Source organism: Paenibacillus lemnae (genome assembly GCF_012933385.1).
GTDB lineage: Bacteria > Bacillota > Bacilli > Paenibacillales > Paenibacillaceae > Paenibacillus_AQ > Paenibacillus_AQ lemnae.
In genome coordinates this window covers 216111-231040 of sequence record NZ_JABBPN010000002.1, presented here as the reverse complement: position 1 = coordinate 231040, position 14930 = coordinate 216111, and the positions used below count along the sequence as shown (strand labels likewise).

Below are 14930 nucleotides of genomic sequence, written 5' to 3'. Positions count from 1 at the left end.
TGGATGTGAAAGAGAAAGCCCGTTCCCGCGAGCTGCGGATACTGAAGAAATGGAATGATGAGGACGTCTTTAAGCAGTCCATTGCCAATCGGGAGGGCAAGCCGCATTTTGTATTTTATGAAGGACCTCCTACAGCCAACGGGGCTCCCCATATCGGTCATGTACTGGGACGTGTCATCAAGGATTTTGTCGGCCGTTATCAGACGATGAAGGGCTACAAGGTTATCCGTAAAGCAGGGTGGGATACGCACGGTCTCCCGGTAGAGCTTGGTGTGGAGAAACAACTGGGGATTTCCGGCAAACAGGAAATCGAGAATTATGGCATTGAAGCTTTTATTAAAAAATGTAAAGCAAGCGTGTTTGAGTATGAACACAAGTGGCGTGAGCTGACCGAAGCCATCGGCTACTGGACAGATCTGGACGATCCTTATATTACACTTCAGAATCCGTACATCGAAAGCGTATGGAACATACTGGCCACGATCCATGACAAGGGCTTGTTGTACCGCGGACACCGGGTCAGCCCGTACTGCCCGGATTGTCAGACGACTCTCAGCTCACACGAAGTGGCTCAAGGTTATGAAGATGTCAAGGATCTTAGTGCAACTGCCAAGTTTAAACTGCATGACAGCGGTGAATATGTGCTGGCCTGGACGACTACACCATGGACTTTGCCGGCTCACGTTGCACTTGCGGTGAATCCGGATATGGACTATGCCCGTGTGCAGCAGGAAGACGGTATCTATATCGTGGCCCTGAACCTGGTAGAACAGGTTATGAAAGGCGAGCACACGGTGCTGTCGACCTTGAAAGGATCTGAACTGGTTGGTCAGAGTTATACGCCGCCGTTTACCTTTGTTCAACCTGAAAAAGGAAACATCATCGTTGGCGCATCCTTTGTTACAGATGCCAGCGGTACGGGGATTGTACACATGGCACCAGCGCATGGTGAAGATGACTACCGCACCTGCCGGGAAAACGGCATCAGCTTTGTGAGTGTCGTCAATGCGCAGGGTCGTTATACAGAAGACGTTGCCGATTTTGCAGGACGTTTTGTCAAAGACTGTGATCTGGATATTGTAAAGTCCCTCTCGGAAAAAGGATTGCTGTACAGCAAAGAAAAGTATGAGCACAGCTATCCGTTCTGCTGGCGCTGCAAATCTCCGCTGCTGTATTATGCGATGGAGAGCTGGTTTATTGAAACGACAGCAGTGAAGGATCAGCTGATCGCCAATAACAATACAGTAGATTGGTATCCAGGCCATGTACGGGAAGGGCGCTTCGGCAAGTTCTTGGAGGATCTGGTCGACTGGAACATCAGCCGGAACCGCTATTGGGGTACACCGCTTAATGTATGGGTATGTGAGTCCGGCAATCATCAGTTTGCCCCGCACAGCCTTGCAGAGCTTCGTGAGCACGCGATTGGCGATGTTCCTGAGGACCTCGAACTGCATAAGCCTTATGTGGATGAGGTGAAAGTCAAATGTCCTCACTGTGAAGCCGTGATGGAACGGACCTCTGAAGTAATCGACGTCTGGTTTGATTCCGGTTCGATGCCATTTGCCCAGTATCATTATCCGTTCAGTGATGACAACAAGTTTCAGCAGCAGTATCCGGCAGATATGATCTGTGAGGGCATCGATCAGACCCGCGGCTGGTTCTACAGCCTGCTGGCCGTGTCTACCCTGTTCACTGGCAAAGCACCTTATAAAGCGGTCATGGCTACAGGACATATCCTGGATGAGAACGGGCAAAAAATGTCCAAATCTAAAGGTAATGTCATTGACCCGTGGGAAATCATCAACGAGTATGGTACCGATGCATTCCGCTGGGCTCTCCTCGCGGACAGTGCGCCATGGAACAGCAAACGTTTCTCCAAAGGCATCGTAGGAGAAGCTAAATCCAAGGTCATCGACACACTCGTCAACACCCATGCATTCCTGACTCTGTATGCGGGCATCGATGGTTACAATCCGGCTGAACATGAGTTTAAAGGCTCTGACAACAAGCTGGACCGCTGGATTCTATCCCGATTGCACAGTCTCATTCAGACGGTGGATAAAGGGCTGGCTGTGAATGACTTCCTGAACGCAGCCAAGGCGATTGAAGCCTATGTGGATGAACTGAGCAACTGGTACATCCGCCGTTCCCGTGACCGGTTCTGGGGCAGTGGTCTTGGAGAAGATAAACTGTCCGCATACGGAACACTGACCCATGTGCTGGTAACCCTGGCCAAGGTCATGGCTCCATTCACGCCGATGCTTGCAGAAGATATATTTGTCAACCTTGGCGGTGGTTCGAGCGTTCATCTGGCAGACTTCCCGCAGGCGGATGCTTCCTTGATCGACAAGACACTGGAGCAGGACATGGAAACTGCGCGCCAGATCGTCGAACTAGCACGTAACGTACGGAACGAAACGGCCATCAAGACCCGTCAGCCGCTGTCCGAGCTGATCATTTCGATGGACCGCGAGTTCCAGCTGCCGGATTATGAAGCTATCATCAAAGATGAGATTAATGTAAAAAACATTGAAGTTGAACATAGCGACAGTGGATTTGTTGATTTCACATTAAAGCTTAATCTGAAGGTAGCCGGTAAAAAGTACGGCAAGAACGTTGGATTCCTGCAGAGCTTCCTCAAAGGAATGAGTCCGGATGAAACGCGTACTGTCGTGCAAAAAGGCGGAATCAACGTAACCTCTCCGGAAGGGGAAGAGCTTCAGATTACTTCTGAAGAATTGCTGATCGACAAGCAGGCCAAAGAAGGCTTTGCTTCCGCTTCCGGCTATGGCCTTACAATTGCCCTCAACACGGATATCACGCCGGAGCTGGAGCAGGAAGGATGGGTGCGTGAGGTCGTAAGAGCGGTACAGGATACACGCAAAAAGCTCGATCTGCCGATTGAGAAGCGGGTTGTGCTCACACTGGACTGCGATAATGAGCTGCAGGCAGCCATCACAGCATTCGATGCCGTGCTTCGAGAAAATGTTCTGGTGACCGATGTACATTTTGGTACCGAGTCATCGATGGAACGTGTAGAACTGGGTGCTAAAAGCATCGGTATTCACATGGCTTAGGTTCGTTTTAATGAATGAAAGACATAAGGTGCTTTCCCGCTGACGGGAGAGCACCTTTTTGTATTACGCAGTAACATAAGGGAATGCACAAGGTTCATATGATGCATAATAAAGCTGAAACAAGGAAGGACAAGGAGGGGAATACATGGGGGAAGTGCGAAATCCGGGCGTACCTGAAAATATGAGACCTCCTGCAGCCGAGGATCCGGCAGAGAAGGTCAGCCGGATCTACCAGCTGACATTAAGCATGGCACAGCAGCTGGAGGAGTCCAGGATCACAGAATACACCCAGCTGCTGATCAAGCCATGGAAACTGGTCGGCCTCAATTTACTTGCAGGTACAGCAAGAGGCATAGGGATTGCCATTGGGTTCACTTTTTTTGCTGCTACCATCATTTATCTGCTCCAGGCGCTGGGTGCATTAAATCTGCCAATCGTCGGAGATTACATTGCGGACATAGTGCAGATCGTACAGCGTCAGCTGGAGCTTAGATAGGTCTTGTTTCGTCATTCATATTGATCTTCCGGGTCAGGGGCGGCATGAGGATCCAGTAAATAGCTGCCCTCACCTTGTTCAAGGTAGCTGTCATACTGTGGACTGCGGATAAAGAAGACTTCTGAATTATCGATGTTGGTCGCTACAAAATTCTCGTAAGATTCTACAAAACCGCCGAGATCATCATGTTCCTCCTCACCCATCTCATTGTAGCTGTCCACCTCGGGATTTTCTGACATCGCCGGTGAATTGGAGCTGCCCATCTGTTCCAGAATTTGCAGTGTGTCTTCTCCATCAAAGCCGTTATATTCATGCTCATCCAGGCTTGATCGGCCAAATGGCGGAGACAGAAACTCTTCTTCCACGGGACGGTTTTGTGAAGGGATTACACGCGGCGCATCCTGTCTGCAGTACATTGTATCCGGCACAGCTTCCAGCCTTTCAAATGGGATGGGCTTTCCGCAAACGACACAGATCCCATAATCACCATGATCCATATGTTCTAGAGAGGAAAGTACACGCTGCAGCTCCAGTTCCGCACGGTCCTGCAGTCCTAGATCTTTTTCACGTTCATAGAGTTCCGTTGCCAGGTCTCCCGGATGATTGTCGATATGAGACAGCTCGCCGGTAGTATCCCGCTCCGATATGCTGAGACCGTGATTGTTGTTGTCATTCAGCCTTTCAAGCCCAGCTTTCCGTTCCAGAAGCTGGCTCCGAAGCTGCTGCCATTGTTCATGACTCAGGTGTGTCATTGCAAAGTCTCCCTTCGGGTCTAAATGTGCGACCCCTTGTTCTTACCTATAGATTGCACGGAACAGCACACTTTTACAGGCGGAAAATGTTCACGCAGTTGGTCAGTAATGGACGGGCTCAAGAGCGCTGTGCTACAATAAGACGAGTTATGGCCCGGATAAAAGGGCTTGTAAAAGTGTAACAAGACAAGATCGGAGTGACTTGCTATTGTGATGTATTACGTTCTGGCACTAATCGTATTCCTCATCGATCAGGGAACTAAATTTTTGATCGCGACACGCCTTGAACTAGGGGAACAAATTCCCGTCATCGGCGATTTTTTTCTCATTACGTCAAGCCGTAACCGGGGAGCTGCTTTCGGTATCCTTCAGAACCAGCTGTGGTTTTTTATTGTCGTAACTGTGCTGGTTGTGATCGGTATTATCTGGTACTTGCAAAAAGTAAAAGCCGAAGGGCGCAAACTGCTTCCTACTGCACTGGCTTTGGTGCTTGGAGGCGCACTGGGTAACTTTATTGACCGGCTGGTCATGGGCGAAGTCGTTGATTTTCTTCAATTCAATTTTGGAAGCTATACGTTCCCGATCTTTAATATTGCAGACTCCTGTATCGTCATCGGTGTTGGACTGATTATTCTGGATACTCTGCTGGAGGGAAGACGGGAACAGACACAGAGCAGTTCAATCTCTTCAAGCTCCAGTCAGGAAGGACAGGATTAATGGTTCACGATGATGAGAATGTACAGAATGATGACGTATTAACCCTGCATCAATGGTCTATAGAACAGGCCGATGCCAAGACAAGAATTGATAAGTACGTGGCGGAAGCATTGGGCAATTCAGCTTCACGCTCTCAAGTCCAGCTGTGGATCACGGACGGACATATTCAAGTCAACGGCAGTCCGGTGAAGTCGAATTACAAGCTGGGTGCCGGCGATGAGATTCAATTACAAATTCCGGAGGTACAGGCCGTCGAGATTGTTCCGGAGAACATTCATCTGAATATTGCCTTCGAAGACCGGGATCTGATCGTGGTCAACAAGCCGCGCGGTATGGTGGTCCACCCGGCTCCTGGACACCCTTCAGGTACCTTGGTCAATGCCCTCATGCATCACTGCAAGGATTTGTCCGGTATTAATGGAGAGCTGAGGCCGGGCATCGTTCACCGTATCGATAAGGATACGTCCGGTCTCATTATGGCCGCAAAGAACGATAAGGCCCACGCTTCTCTGGCCGCTCAACTCAAGGAGCACAGTGTCACGCGCAGGTACCTGGCTGTCGTTCATGGAAACATCAGTCATGATCAGGGCACCATTGATGCGCCTATTGGCCGGGATCCTCATGATCGCAAGCTGTATATGGTAACAGATAAGAACAGCAAGCATGCGGTGACCCATTTCTCCGTGCTGGAACGCTTCGGGGATTATAATCTGCTGGAACTGCAGCTGGAAACAGGACGGACGCATCAGATTCGTGTGCATATGAAATATATTGGACATCCCCTGGTAGGCGATCCGATCTATGGCAAGAGTAAAGGTGTAAAAATGCAAGGGCAGGCGCTTCATGCGGCTGTACTCGGTTTTAATCATCCGGGCACGGAGGAATATATGGAATTTTCGGCACCTTTGCCGGAAGATATGGAGGAACTGCTGAGCGCGCTTCGAAGCCGCTAGCAGTTTTTTCTTTTGTAGAAAGTACAAATCATTCGATACTTTATACATGGTTCCTGCAGTGATTTTCCTGCATATTTACTAGTATAAAGAAAGCTATAGTAGGAGATGAATACAAATTATGAGTATTGAACAATATCAGGAAACATATATCCAGCAAAATTTCGCAGACCGGATTGGCGGAGCTAATTACGGTAAAGACACTTCCATCTACAAGTTTGAGAAGATCAAAAGAGCCAAAGCTGCAGCCAAGAAAGAATTCCCGAATATCGAACTGATTGATATGGGTGTCGGTGAACCGGATGAAATGGCAGATGACGGTATTGTCAGCAAGCTTGCCGAAGAGGCAGCGAAGCCGGAAAACCGCGGTTATGCCGATAACGGGATTCCCGAGTTTAAAGAGGCGGCTGTACGTTATCTGAACCGTGTTTTTGGCGTAGAAGGTTTAGATGCAGAAACAGAAGTGCTGCACTCTATCGGGTCCAAGCCAGCTCTGGCCATGCTCCCTTCGTGCTTTATCAATCCCGGGGATGTAACGATTATGACCGTGCCGGGTTATCCGGTGCTGGGTACACATACGAAGTATATGGGCGGCGAAGTATATACGATTGAGCTGAAGAAAGAGAATGATTTCCTGCCGGATCTAGGTGCGATCCCTGAAGATATTGCCAAGCGTGCAAAGCTGCTGTACCTCAACTATCCAAACAATCCGACGGGTGCAAGTGCTACGGTTGCGTTTTTTGAGCAGGTGGTGGAATGGGCCCGCAAGTACAGCGTGATCGTCGTTCATGACGCTCCTTATGCTGCACTGACCTATGATGGTCTGAAGCCATTGAGTTTCTTGTCTGTGCCTGGTGCAAAAGATGTTGGGATCGAGCTGCATTCCCTGTCCAAGTCGTTTAACATGACAGGCTGGCGGATTGGGTTCGTAGCCGGCAACCCGCTTGTGGTTAAAGCCTTCGGCGATGTAAAAGACAATAACGATTCCGGTCAGTTTATCGCGATTCAAAAAGCTGCAGCCTGGGGACTGGACCATCCGGAAATCACCGAGAATATTGCGAAGAAATACTCCCGCCGCCACGATATGCTGGTAGAGGTGCTAAGCGAAGTCGGATTTAGAGCTGAAAAGCCGAAAGGATCCTTCTTCCTGTATGTAGAAGCTCCTAAAGGCATTAAAGGCGGAGCCCGCTTCAATTCCGGCGAAAACTTTTCACAATATCTGATTCGTGAGAAGCTGATCTCCACCGTGCCTTGGGATGATGCAGGACATTTTGTCCGCTTCTCCGTGACGTTCATCGCTGACGGACCAGAGGATGAGAAACGAGTCATTGCCGAAATCCGCAAACGCCTGAGTGATGTGCAATTCGAATTTTAAGTTGACAACCTGACAGGATTCTGTCATACTTTGTGTAATCTAATAGCACCTTTAATTCAGTCCCGTGAGGCTGGCAAGGTAACGTGAACCGAGGTTCATCATGTTGAAGCATTGAATTGTCTGCGGACAATCTATGTCTTGATGGATTTCTGTATGCAGAATAACCAACTCCTTGCCATAACGGTAAGGAGTTTTTTATGTCTGCACTGTGTCTTGATGCTAAGGGCTAAATCACCACAAAGGAGGGTAACCCATGAACAGTGAACAGCATGTGATTATGGATGAAACGGCCATCCGCCGTGCCCTGACAAGAATTGCACATGAAATCCTGGAAAAGAACAAAGGGATCGAGGATTGTGTACTGATCGGCATCCGTACCCGGGGGGTTTACCTGGCGAAGCGGATTGCAGAGCGGATCGAGGAAATTGAAGGGACACCGATTGCTTGGGGCGAAATTGACGTGACTTCCTACCGGGATGATCGTGGAGAAAACAAGACGGAGCCCTGTGAAGAGATTCTGATTTCTCCAGAGAAGCTCAATGTGCATGATAAAAAAATTATTTTGTTCGACGATGTGCTGTACACTGGCCGCACCATTCGGGCTGCACTGGATGCGCTTATGGACTGCGGACGTCCCCGGATGATCCAGCTGGCTGTGCTCGCCGACCGTGGGCACCGGGAGCTTCCGATCCGGCCGGATTTTATCGGCAAGAATGTTCCGACCTCCAAGCATGAGGAAATAACAGTGGCGTTATCGGAAATCGACGGCAAGGACGAGGTAACCATCTCACAAAGAGAGGAACGATAAGCATGAGTACCGCGACAGCTATGAAAGACCGCAGTCTGCTGGGTTTGAAGGATATCAGCCGTGAGGAGATTCTGTCCATTCTCGACCGCGCTGCTTATTGGGAAAGTCAGAGTGAGAAGCTGGTGCCGGTGTTAAACCGCAAGTTTGCTGTCAACATGTTCTTTGAGAACAGTACAAGAACTCGCTTCTCTTTCGAAATGGCGCAGAAGCGGCTGGGTGTGCAGGTGATGAACTTCAGCGCAGCGGCCTCCAGTGTCGAAAAAGGCGAGTCGATCTATGACACAGTCCGTACGCTGGAATCCATGGGCGTCGATGCTGGCGTTATCCGCTTAAAGCCTTCCGGGGTGCTGCAGGAGCTGGCAGAGCGGATCAACATTCCGCTGATCAATGCGGGCGACGGCAACAATGAGCATCCGACTCAGGCGCTGCTGGACCTGTACACCATGCGTAAGGTATTTGGTGAGCTGAAGGGACTTACGGTTTCCATTATCGGAGATATTAAGCACAGCCGGGTGGCAAGATCCGACTTGTGGGCTCTGCAGAAGCTTGGAGCTAAAGTTCAGTACTGTGCGCCTCCATCCATGGCGGCCCCGGAACTGGCAGAGCATGCACCATATGTAAGTATGGATGAAGCACTAAAAGCAGACGTCGTTATGATGCTCCGAGTACAGCTGGAACGCCACAATGAAGGATTATTCAAGTCAACTGCTGAGTACCGTGAACAATATGGCCTTACGGAAAAGCGGGCAGCTTCATTGTCGGGACATACGATCATTATGCATCCGGCCCCGGTTAACCGAAATGTAGAGATCGACGATGCTGTTGTGGAATGCGAAAGATCGCTAATTTTTAAACAGATGGCACACGGGGTACCAGTACGAATGGCTGTGATGGAAAGAGCTTTGAAAGACTGATTTCAAGTGAAAATGCATAGCTCGAATGAAATCCATTAATAAATATACACAAAAATGAATTTTTATTATACAATATACAAGAAGCGACCGCGCTTCTCCACCGGAGGGGATACCAAAGTGCTACAACTGATAAAGAATGCCAAGGTCATCAACGAAGAGGGACAACTGGAGCTCAAACATATTGTGATCGGGAACGGTACGATTCAATCCATCACTGACGCCGGCTCGGAGCTGCCGCAGCTGGATGGAGAATTCACTGAGATCGATGCAGAAGGCAAGCTGGTCACACCGGGATTCATTGATATGCACGTGCATCTGAGAGAGCCCGGATTTGAGCATAAAGAGACGATCGAGAGCGGAAGCCGCTCTGCAGTCAAAGGCGGATTCACTACGATCGCGTGTATGCCGAACACGAAGCCAGTGACAGACTCGGCAGATACGGTATCCCTTGTACTGGAGAAAGCGCGTCAGGCCAATCTGGCCAAGGTGCTGCCTTATGCGGCCATCACGGTTAACGAGCTGGGACGCGAGCTCACGGATTTTGAAGCCCTCAAGGAAGCTGGAGCCATCGGATATACCGACGACGGAGTCGGTGTTCAGAACGCTCAGATGATGAAAAATGCGATGAAAAAGGCAGCTGTACTCGGAATGCCGGTGATCGCACATTGTGAAGATGACTCCCTGGTTAAGGGAGCATGTGTGTCTGAAGGCAAGTTTGCAGAGCGCCACGGCCTGAAAGGAATTCCGAATGAATCAGAAGCTATCCATGTAGGGCGGGACATCCTGCTCGCAGAAGCTACCGGCGTGCATTACCATGTATGCCATGTCAGCACAGAGCAATCGGTTCGGCTGATTCGTCAGGCGAAAGAAATCGGCATCAAGGTGACAGCCGAGGTTTGTCCTCACCATCTGGTGCTGTCTGATGAAGACATCCCGGGGCTGGACGCGAACTGGAAGATGAACCCGCCGCTGAGATCACCGCGGGACGTACAGGCATGCATTGACGGACTTCGTGATGGAACAATCGACATCATCGTTACCGACCATGCTCCGCACAGCGAGGAAGAAAAGGCGAAGGGAATGGAGCTGGCACCGTTTGGTATTGTCGGATTCGAAACGGCATTCCCGCTGCTGTACACCAAGTTTGTTGCTACAGGGCAATGGGATCTCTCATTCCTGGTGCAGCGGATGACCAGCGACCCGGCCCGCGTGTTTGGCTTGAACAGCGGTGTACTGTCCGCTGGAGCTCCTGCCGATCTCACAATGATTGATCTGGATCAAGAGCAGGAAGTGGATCCGAACACATTCGCCACGAAAGGCCGCAACACCCCGTTTACAGGCTGGAAGCTGAAAGGGTGGCCGGTCAAGACCTGGGTCGACGGCGAGCTGAAATGGTCTGAGCAGCAGGGTTAAACAAGTCACGTTTAGGCGATTGACACTATACAATATTTAACACATAGATGACAGGAGTGAATGGAATGCAGGCAAAGGCTAGATTATTACTGGAGGATGGTACGCTGTTCAGTGGGAAATCCTTCGGATCAGATGCCGAAATGACCGGCGAAGTTGTATTCAACACAGGAATTACGGGATATCAGGAAGTACTTTCGGATCCATCTTACTGCGGGCAGATCGTCACCATGACGTTTCCTTTGATCGGAAACTACGGGATTGCGCGTGATGATTTTGAAAGCATCCGCCCGTTCGTACACGGCTTTGTTGTACGCCGGCATGAGGATGTACCGAGCAACTGGCGTGCTGAATACAGTGTGGACAGTCTCCTTAAAGAGTATGGTATTCCGGGCATCAGCGAAATTGATACACGCATGCTGACACGGATCATCCGTCATCATGGTACGATGAAAGGCATTCTGACCACATCGAATAAATCAGTAGAAGAGCTGATGGAAATGATGGGCGATACATCCATTCCTCAGCTGCGGAATCAGGTGGCTAACACCTCCACGCCGCAAATGTACACCAGCCCGGGCAAGAAGGAACGGATTGTGCTTGTAGATTTTGGTGCGAAAAGCGGGATCCTGCGCGAGTTGACTGCACGCGGCTGTGATGTCATCGTAGTACCTCACGACACGACTGCCGATGAAATTCGCCGCCTGCATCCGGACGGTATTCAGCTGTCCAACGGACCTGGGGACCCGAAAGATGTTCCTTATGCAGTTGACATGATCAAGGAGCTGCTTGGCGAGTACCCGATCTTCGGCATCTGCTTGGGACACCAGCTGTTTGCTCTGGCCTCCGGTGCAGATACCGAGAAGCTGAAATTCGGACACCGCGGTGGAAACCATCCGGTAAAGGAACTGTCCAGCGGACGCTGCTACATCACTTCGCAGAACCACGGCTACACGGTGAATGAGCAATCCATTGCCAGTACCGAGCTTGAAGTCACTCACATTAACAACAACGATAAGACGGTCGAAGGACTTAAACATAAGAAATACCCGGCATTCTCGGTGCAGTACCATCCGGAAGCCGCACCAGGTCCTCATGACAGCAGTTACCTGTTTGATGAGTTCCTGGACCTGATTCATGAGCACAAAAAAAATGAAATTCGCAAACCGCGCCAGGCGGTACTCGCTGCAGCCGTGAAAGGAGCTCGCTAATATGCCTAAAAATGAACAGTTGAAAAAAATTCTTGTCATCGGCTCCGGCCCGATCGTCATCGGTCAGGCTGCGGAATTCGATTATGCCGGTACACAGGCATGCGAAGCTTTGAAAGAAGAAGGCGTAGAGGTTGTTCTGATTAACAGCAACCCGGCCACCATCATGACCGATACCAATATGGCAGACAAAGTATACATTGAACCCATCACCCTGGATTTTGTAACCCAAATCATTCGCCAGGAGCGTCCGGACGGACTGCTTCCGACGCTTGGCGGCCAAACCGGACTGAACATGGCGGTGGAGCTGGCACGTGCAGGCATCCTGGAGCAGGAGAATGTAAAGCTTCTCGGTACTCAGCTGAACTCCATTGAGAAAGCAGAAGACCGTGACCTGTTCCGTGAACTGATGCGTGAGCTGGAACAGCCGGTTCCAGAAAGCACAATCGTGACGACACTGGAAGAGGCGCTGGACTTTGCGAATGAGATCGGATATCCGCTGATCGTTCGTCCTGCATACACGCTGGGAGGCACTGGCGGCGGAATTTGCGCGGATGAGAGCGAGCTGCGCGAGACTGTATCTTCCGGAATCCGGTACAGCCCGATCAGCCAGTGTCTGGTTGAGAAAAGCATCGCCGGCATGAAAGAAGTAGAATATGAAGTCATGCGTGATGCTAACGATAACTGTATCGTGGTCTGCAACATGGAAAACTTTGACCCGGTAGGCGTACACACCGGTGACAGTATCGTTGTAGCACCAAGCCAGACGCTGTCTGATCGTGAATATCAAATGCTGAGATCCGCATCCCTCAAGATCATCCGTGCCTTGAACATCGAAGGCGGATGTAATGTACAGTTTGCTCTGGATCCGAACAGCTACCAATACTATGTCATTGAAGTAAACCCGCGGGTGAGCCGCTCTTCGGCACTGGCTTCCAAAGCTACAGGCTACCCAATTGCCAAGATGGCTGCCAAGATTGCCATGGGATACACGCTGGACGAACTTGTGAACCCGGTGACGGGACAGACCTATGCCTGCTTCGAGCCTACCCTGGACTACATCGTAAGCAAAATCCCTCGCTGGCCATTTGATAAATTCATCTCGGCAAACCGGAAGCTGGGCACCCAGATGAAAGCCACTGGCGAAGTCATGGCCATCGGACGTACCTTCGAGGAATCCATCCATAAGGCGGTTCGCTCCCTGGAGATTGGTGTACATCGTCTGTATCTGAAGGATGCAGAGTCCTTGAGTGAAGAGGTGCTGCAGCAGCGACTGATCAAGCCGGATGATGAGCGGATGTTCCTCGTTGCGGAAGCTTTCCGCCGAGGTTATGGTCTGCAGCAGATTCAGGATCTTACGAACATTGACTGGTGGTTCCTGGATAAGATCGAGCGCATTATCCGTTATGAAGATCATATCCGTAACGAAGCTTCGCTGACCTATGACACACTGTATGAGGCGAAGCGTATGGGCTTCACCGACCGCGCTATTGCAGAGCTGCGTACAGAAGGCAAGGCCAGCTCTCACACAACGGAAGAATCAATCCGCTTCCTGCGTCATGAGCATGGGCTGCGCCCGGTATACAAGATGGTAGATACATGTGCAGCAGAGTTTGAGGCATCCACGCCTTACTACTACTCCACGTATGAAACCGAGAATGAAGTAATCGGATCGGCCAAGGAAAAAATCGTTGTGCTCGGTTCCGGACCTATCCGGATCGGCCAAGGTATCGAGTTCGACTACTCCACTGTCCATGCGGTATGGGCCATTCAAAAGGCCGGTTATGAAGCGGTTATTATTAACAACAACCCGGAGACAGTATCAACAGACTTCAGCACCTCGGACAGACTGTATTTCGAACCGCTGTTCTTCGAGGATGTCATGAACGTGATCGAGCAGGAGAAGCCGGTAGGGGTTATTGTGCAGTTCGGCGGACAGACAGCCATTAACCTGGCAGCACCACTGAGCAAAGCAGGAGTCAACATTCTTGGAACAAGTCTGGAGAGCATTGATGAGGCCGAGAATCGTAAAAAATTCGAAGCACTGCTTTCCCGTCTGAACATTGCACAGCCTCAGGGCAGCACGGTAACTTCTGTGGATGAAGCGGTCGGCACTGCACAATCTCTTGGGTATCCGGTACTGGTAAGACCTTCATATGTACTGGGTGGACGTGCGATGGAGATCGTATACTCCGACAGCGAGCTGCTCAGCTACATGGAGCAGGCGGTAAAAATCAATCCGGAGCATCCGGTACTGATTGACCGTTATATGCTGGGTAAGGAAGTGGAAGTGGACGCGATCTGTGACGGCGAAACGGTTCTGATTCCAGGGATTATGGAGCATGTAGAACGTGCAGGGGTTCACTCCGGTGACTCCATTGCCGTATATCCGCCACAGTATCTCAGCGAGCAGCTGAAGAGCAAGATTACGGAAATTACGATCAAGATTGCAAAAGAGCTCAAGACCTGCGGTCTGGTTAATATCCAGTTCGTTATCTATAAAGATGAAGTGTATGTTATCGAAGTGAATCCGCGCTCCTCACGGACGGTTCCTTTCCTGAGCAAGGTTACTGGAATCCCGATGGCCAACCTCGCTACACAAGCGATACTGGGCAGCAAGCTGAAGGACCAGGGCTACGAAGAAGGCATGTGGCCGGAGAGCGAGCATGTATCGGTTAAAGTGCCGGTGTTCTCCTTCGCGAAGCTGCGCCGTGTTGAACCAACACTCGGTCCGGAAATGAAGTCGACTGGTGAAGTCATGGGACGCGATGCTAAGTACGCCAAGGCGCTGTATAAAGGCCTGATCGGTGCAGGAATGAAAATTCCTTCCACGGGTGCGATTGTGGCTACAATCGCAGATAAAGATAAGGCGGAAGCTGCTGCATTGCTGAAAGGCTTCCACAAGCTGGGATACAAAATTATTGCAACCGGCGGAACGGCTAAATCACTGAAAGAAGCTGGACTTGATGTAACGACGATCAACAAGCTGTCAGAGGGAACACCGAACATTCTGGATATGATCCGGACCGGTGAAGCCAACTTTGTCTTCAATACACTGACCAAAGGTAAAACACCGCAGCGTGACGGATTCCGGATCCGGCGTGAAGCGGTGGAGAACGGAGTCGTCTGCATGACCTCTCTTGATACCGTGCGTGAACTGCTGACCATGCTGGAGACGATCAATTTCACTTCAGAAGCGATGCCAGTACTGCAATAATCAGGA

11 protein-coding genes are annotated in these 14930 nt (G+C 50.4%); 10 read left to right on the top strand and 1 reads right to left on the bottom strand.

Features of this window, described 5'->3' with window-relative positions; translation table 11 throughout:
• The first annotated feature begins 5 nt into the window (after window positions 1-5).
• A complete protein-coding gene (gene ileS / locus HII30_RS03035) occupies window positions 6-3077 on the top strand; it encodes an isoleucine--tRNA ligase (RefSeq protein WP_425495974.1) in 3072 nt (1023 codons plus the stop codon).
• Window positions 3078-3258: 181 nt separating this feature from the next.
• On the top strand, window positions 3259-3573 hold the full coding sequence (locus tag HII30_RS03030) for a DUF5665 domain-containing protein (RefSeq protein ID WP_169503687.1): 315 nt from the start codon (window positions 3259-3261) through the stop codon (window positions 3571-3573).
• Between the two features lie 11 nt (window positions 3574-3584).
• On the opposite strand, the gene HII30_RS03025 is transcribed toward HII30_RS03030, so the two are convergent.
• Window positions 3585-4325 carry a TraR/DksA C4-type zinc finger protein gene (locus HII30_RS03025; RefSeq protein ID WP_169503453.1) on the bottom strand — a complete coding sequence of 247 codons (741 nt, stop codon included), beginning with the start codon at window positions 4323-4325 and terminating at the stop codon, window positions 3585-3587.
• A gap of 210 nt (window positions 4326-4535) precedes the next feature.
• Between HII30_RS03025 and lspA the strand changes: the two genes are divergently transcribed.
• From lspA to carB, 8 genes are all read left to right on the top strand, one after another.
• Window positions 4536-5042 (top strand): signal peptidase II, encoded by a 507-nt coding sequence (gene lspA, locus HII30_RS03020; protein WP_169503452.1) that lies wholly within the window; start codon window positions 4536-4538, stop codon window positions 5040-5042.
• Window positions 5042-5995: an RluA family pseudouridine synthase gene (locus HII30_RS03015; RefSeq protein WP_169503451.1), complete on the top strand. Its 954-nt coding sequence runs from the start codon at window positions 5042-5044 to the stop codon at window positions 5993-5995. Before lspA ends, HII30_RS03015 begins: the two co-directional genes overlap by 1 nt.
• A 118-nt stretch (window positions 5996-6113) precedes the next feature.
• The gene (locus tag HII30_RS03010; RefSeq protein WP_169503450.1) at window positions 6114-7367 is read left to right on the top strand and encodes an LL-diaminopimelate aminotransferase; all 1254 of its coding nucleotides are present in this window, start codon (window positions 6114-6116) and stop codon (window positions 7365-7367) included.
• 253 nt (window positions 7368-7620) lie between these two features.
• Complete coding sequence (gene pyrR, locus HII30_RS03005) at window positions 7621-8175, top strand: bifunctional pyr operon transcriptional regulator/uracil phosphoribosyltransferase PyrR (protein WP_169503449.1); 555 nt, start codon at window positions 7621-7623, stop codon at window positions 8173-8175.
• A 2-nt stretch (window positions 8176-8177) separates the two neighbouring features.
• Entirely contained in the window at window positions 8178-9089 is a 912-nt protein-coding gene (locus HII30_RS03000) for an aspartate carbamoyltransferase catalytic subunit (RefSeq protein WP_169503448.1), read from the top strand.
• Between the two features lie 117 nt (window positions 9090-9206).
• The gene (locus tag HII30_RS02995; protein ID WP_169503447.1) at window positions 9207-10502 is read left to right on the top strand and encodes a dihydroorotase; all 1296 of its coding nucleotides are present in this window, start codon (window positions 9207-9209) and stop codon (window positions 10500-10502) included.
• Window positions 10503-10567: 65 nt separating this feature from the next.
• Window positions 10568-11710 (top strand): carbamoyl phosphate synthase small subunit, encoded by a 1143-nt coding sequence (locus HII30_RS02990; RefSeq protein WP_169503446.1) that lies wholly within the window; start codon window positions 10568-10570, stop codon window positions 11708-11710.
• Window position 11711: 1 nt separating this feature from the next.
• Window positions 11712-14924 carry a carbamoyl-phosphate synthase large subunit gene (gene carB, locus HII30_RS02985; protein WP_169503445.1) on the top strand — a complete coding sequence of 1071 codons (3213 nt, stop codon included), beginning with the start codon at window positions 11712-11714 and terminating at the stop codon, window positions 14922-14924.
• Window positions 14925-14930: the final 6 nt, after the last annotated feature.